Raw genomic sequence first — 3,803 nt, forward strand, 5'->3', positions numbered from 1 at the left:
CAGAGGTGTATAGGGGACAGGTAAGAAGATCGACGTCTCCAGCAACGACGAAGTCGGCGATCTGGTGAAGTCGCTGAACGCGATGACCGCCAACCTCAATGCCACCGCCAGCGTCGCCGACGAGATTGCCCGCGGCAACCTCACGATCGAAGCCAAGCGGTTGTCGGAGAAGGACACCCTGGGCATCGCACTTGAGCAGATGGTCGAAAAGCTGCGCCAGATCGTGTCGGAAGCGCTCACCGCGGCTCAGAACGTCTCCGCCGGCAGCCAGGAACTGTCGGCCAGTGCCGAGCAGCTGTCGCAGGGCGCCACTGAGCAGGCATCGTCGGCCGAAGAAGCCTCCTCGTCGATGGAAGAGATGGCGGCGAACATCAAGCAGAACGCCGAGAACGCCAGCCAGACCGAGAAGATCGCCGCGCAGTCCGCCAAGGATGCCGAAGCCAGCGGCGCCGCCGTCGGCCGGGCCGTCGACGCGATGCAGACGATCGCCGAAAAGATCACCATCGTGCAGGAGATCGCTCGCCAGACCGACCTTCTGGCCCTCAACGCCGCGGTCGAAGCCGCCCGCGCCGGCGAACACGGCAAGGGCTTTGCGGTGGTCGCTTCGGAAGTCCGCAAGCTTGCGGAACGCAGCCAGGCGTCGGCGACCGAAATCGGCGAACTGTCCGGCGAGACCGTGAAGGTCGCGCAGGAAGCCGGCGAAATGCTCGCCAAGCTGGTGCCGGACATCAAGAAGACCTCGGAGCTGGTGCAGGAGATCTCCTCGGCCTGCCGCGAACAGGATGTCGGTTCGTCGCAGATCAACCAGGCCATCCAGCAGCTCGACAAGGTCGGTCAGCAGAACGCCAGCGCCTCCGAGCAGGTCTCTTCGACCTCGGAAGAACTCGCTTCGCAGGCCGAGCAGCTGCAGTCGACCATCGCGTTCTTCCGCATCGACCAGGACAAGTCGAAGGCGCACGGCGGGACGATCGACAAGGCCGTCAACCAGCTTCGTGCCAAGGCGGCCCATATGGCTTCGGTCGACCGCGGCACTAAGAAGCCGGCTGCCAAGCCGCAGCGTCAGCTCAAGGCCGCGGGCGGTGGTGGCTTCGCCTTCGCGCTCGGTGACGGCGAAGACGATCGCGACGCTGACTTCCAGCGCTAAGGGAGAGGCGGGGCCAAGGCCCCGCGATCCCGGACGAAACAACGGTGAACGCCCCGGGTCGGGCGTTCACCTTCGAGGAACGCCGGCAGGCCGTCGTGCCGCGACGAAGCCGGTGTTGAATGCGAGACGAACGGTCGCTGGACCGAATTGACGAGTAGCTTGATGGTCCACGCCAAACGCCAGCTTTCCGACAGGCAATTCCGGTCCCTTGCCGAACTGATCGAAGACCAGGTCGGCATCAAGATGCCGAATGCCAAACGTCTGATGCTCGAAGGACGGCTGCACAAACGCGTTCGGGCGCTGAACTATTCGGGCGTCAGCGAGTATGTCGATAACCTGTTCGACAAGTCGGTGCTGGAGGATGAACTGACGCATCTGATCGATGTCGTCACTACCAACAAGACCGACTTCTTCCGCGAGCCGCAGCATTTCGACTTCCTGAGAACCGTCGCGGTGCCGGATCTCTTGAAACTGCCGAACCGCAAGTCCAACGATCTGAAGGTCTGGAGTGCGGCCTGTTCGACCGGCATGGAGGCCTACACCACCGCGATGGTGCTGGACGACATGGTGCGGGCCGGGTCGCGGTTTCAGTTCCGGATCCTCGGTACGGATATTTCGACCGCCGTTCTGCGCGTCGCCACCGCGGCGATCTACAATCGCGAAGTCACCGCGCCGGTGCCGCCGCAGTTCGTCGAGCGTTACTTCTTGAGCTCGCGCGACCGCAGCCGCGATGAAGTGCGGGTGGTGCCCGAGCTGCGCCGGCTGACCAATTTCACGCGGATGAACCTGATGGACACGTCCTACCCGGTGGACCGGGACGTCGACGTCATCTTCTGCCGCAACGTGCTGATCTATTTCGACCGCGCGACCCAGCGCAAAGTCGTCGAGCAGCTGTGCTCGCATCTGCGACCGGGCGGCTACCTTCTGGTCGGCCATTCCGAGTCGATGATTCACAGCGCCCTGCCGAAGTTAAGGCAGGTTCAACCAACCGTCTTTAAACTGTAGGATGATTGGAGCGCATCAGATGGCGAAGCAGAAGATCCGGGTCCTGATCGTCGACGACTCCGCCTCGGTGCGACAGGTCCTCGGCACCATCCTGGCCGAAGACCCCGAAATCGAAGTGATCGGGACCGCGTCCGATCCGTTCGTCGCGGCCAAGCGGCTGCAGAACGAACTCCCCGACGTCATCCTGCTCGATATCGAGATGCCGCGGATGGACGGCATGACGTTCCTCCGCAAGATCATGGCGCAGCATCCGATCCCGGTGGTGATCTGCTCGTCGCTGACGCCCGAGGGCTCGGACTTGATGTTCGAAGCGTTCGAGGCCGGCGCCGTCGATATCGTGCCCAAGCCGCGGATCGATACCCGCCAGGCGCTGATGGAGAGCTCCGGCCGCCTGCGCGAAGCGATCAAGTCTGCGGCCCGCGCCCGCGTCCGCCCCCGCGCGGCTCGCAAAGTAATCGAACAGAAGCTGACGGCGGATGCGATCATCCCGCCGCCGGTCGCCGGGCGGTCGCGTCCGACCACAGAACGGATCGTGTGCATCGGTGTCTCCACCGGCGGCACCGAGGCGCTGTACGACGTGCTCGAAGTGCTGCCGCCGAACTGCCCCGGCATTCTGATCGTGCAGCACATGCCGCAGGGCTTCACCGCGGCGTTCGCCAAACGGCTCAACGCCGGTTGCCAGATCAACGTCAAGGAAGCCGAGGACGGCGATCCGGTGCTGCCGGGCTGGGCCTACATCGCCCCCGGCGCCCGGCACATGCTGCTGGTCCGCAGCGGCCTTCGCTACCAGATCGCCATCAAGGACGGCCCGCCGGTGTCGCGGCATCGTCCCTCGGCGGACGTGCTGTTTCGATCGGCCGCCCAATATGCCGGCGCCAACGCGCTCGGCATCATCATGACCGGCATGGGTGACGACGGCGCCCGCGGCCTGCTCGAGATGCGCAAACTCGGCGCCTACACTTGCGCGCAGGACGAAGAGAGTTGCGTGGTGTTCGGCATGCCGAAGGAAGCGATCGCCTGCGGCGCTGTCGAGAAGGTGGTGTCGCTGAACCAGATCCCGCGCGAGATCATGGCCTGGCAGCAAGCCAAGCAGCCTGCCTCAGCGGATTGAAGTTGTGTCCCGATTGAAACATCCGATTGCCGACGCCGTTGCGTCGATCGAACTCGTTGCGTCGCGAATTGAGACTACCTTCGCCCAAGTCGGCGGTCAGCTCGGCGAAGGCCATGGCATCTTTCAAGGGCTCAATGAGGCCCTGACCGACCTCGCGCGGGAACTGTCTTCGGCGCAAATCGAAGGCGCGTCCGGCGCGCTGCGCGACATCGCCGGCCGCCTGAAGAGCCTCGCCGACACGCTGCCGGCGGAAAGCGCGCTGCTCGACCAGCTGCGCCGCAATGTGGCCGAGGCCGGTTCGCTGCTGAAGCAATTGCTCAAACACGTCGAGATGATCACCACGATCGCGCGCAGCGCCAAGATCGAGTCGGCCTCGCTCGAGGGTGATCGGGAAGGCTTCATCGCCTTCACTCGCGAGGCGTACGATCTCGGCAAGGCCGTGCAGTCATCGATCGAGGCCTGCGTCAAGGATCAGCAGCTGCTCGCGGCGGCGGTGGAAACCACCTGGGGCCGGCAAAGCGAATTCGAGCGGCGCTACCGGCC

The 3,803-nt window shown here is 64.4% G+C and carries 2 protein-coding genes and 2 pseudogenes; all 4 read left to right on the forward strand.

Features of this window, described 5'->3' with window-relative positions; translation table 11 throughout:
* Nucleotides 1-25: 25 nt before the first annotated feature.
* Nucleotides 26-1,144, forward strand: a pseudogene (locus DYI24_RS22890) (methyl-accepting chemotaxis protein); the annotation flags it as partial.
* 162 nt (nucleotides 1,145-1,306) lie between these two features.
* Nucleotides 1,307-2,149 (forward strand): CheR family methyltransferase, encoded by an 843-nt coding sequence (locus DYI24_RS22895; protein ID WP_107342392.1) that lies wholly within the window; start codon nucleotides 1,307-1,309, stop codon nucleotides 2,147-2,149.
* 19 nt (nucleotides 2,150-2,168) lie between these two features.
* A complete protein-coding gene (locus tag DYI24_RS22900) occupies nucleotides 2,169-3,260 on the forward strand; it encodes a protein-glutamate methylesterase/protein-glutamine glutaminase (RefSeq protein WP_107346367.1) in 1,092 nt (363 codons plus the stop codon).
* Nucleotides 3,261-3,264: 4 nt separating this feature from the next.
* A pseudogene (locus tag DYI24_RS22905) lies at nucleotides 3,265-3,803 on the forward strand (chemotaxis protein); the annotation flags it as partial.

The sequence above is a fragment of the Rhodopseudomonas sp. BR0C11 genome (genome assembly GCF_010820945.1).
GTDB lineage: Bacteria > Pseudomonadota > Alphaproteobacteria > Rhizobiales > Xanthobacteraceae > Rhodopseudomonas > Rhodopseudomonas palustris_H.

What these genes read in the sequence shown, in the direction of transcription:
- DYI24_RS22895 (WP_107342392.1), top strand. Translation starts at nt 1,307, where the DNA reads ATGGTCCACGCCAAACGCCAGCTTTCCGACAGGCAATTCCGGTCCCTT.
- DYI24_RS22900 (WP_107346367.1), top strand. Translation starts at nt 2,169, where the DNA reads ATGGCGAAGCAGAAGATCCGGGTCCTGATCGTCGACGACTCCGCCTCG.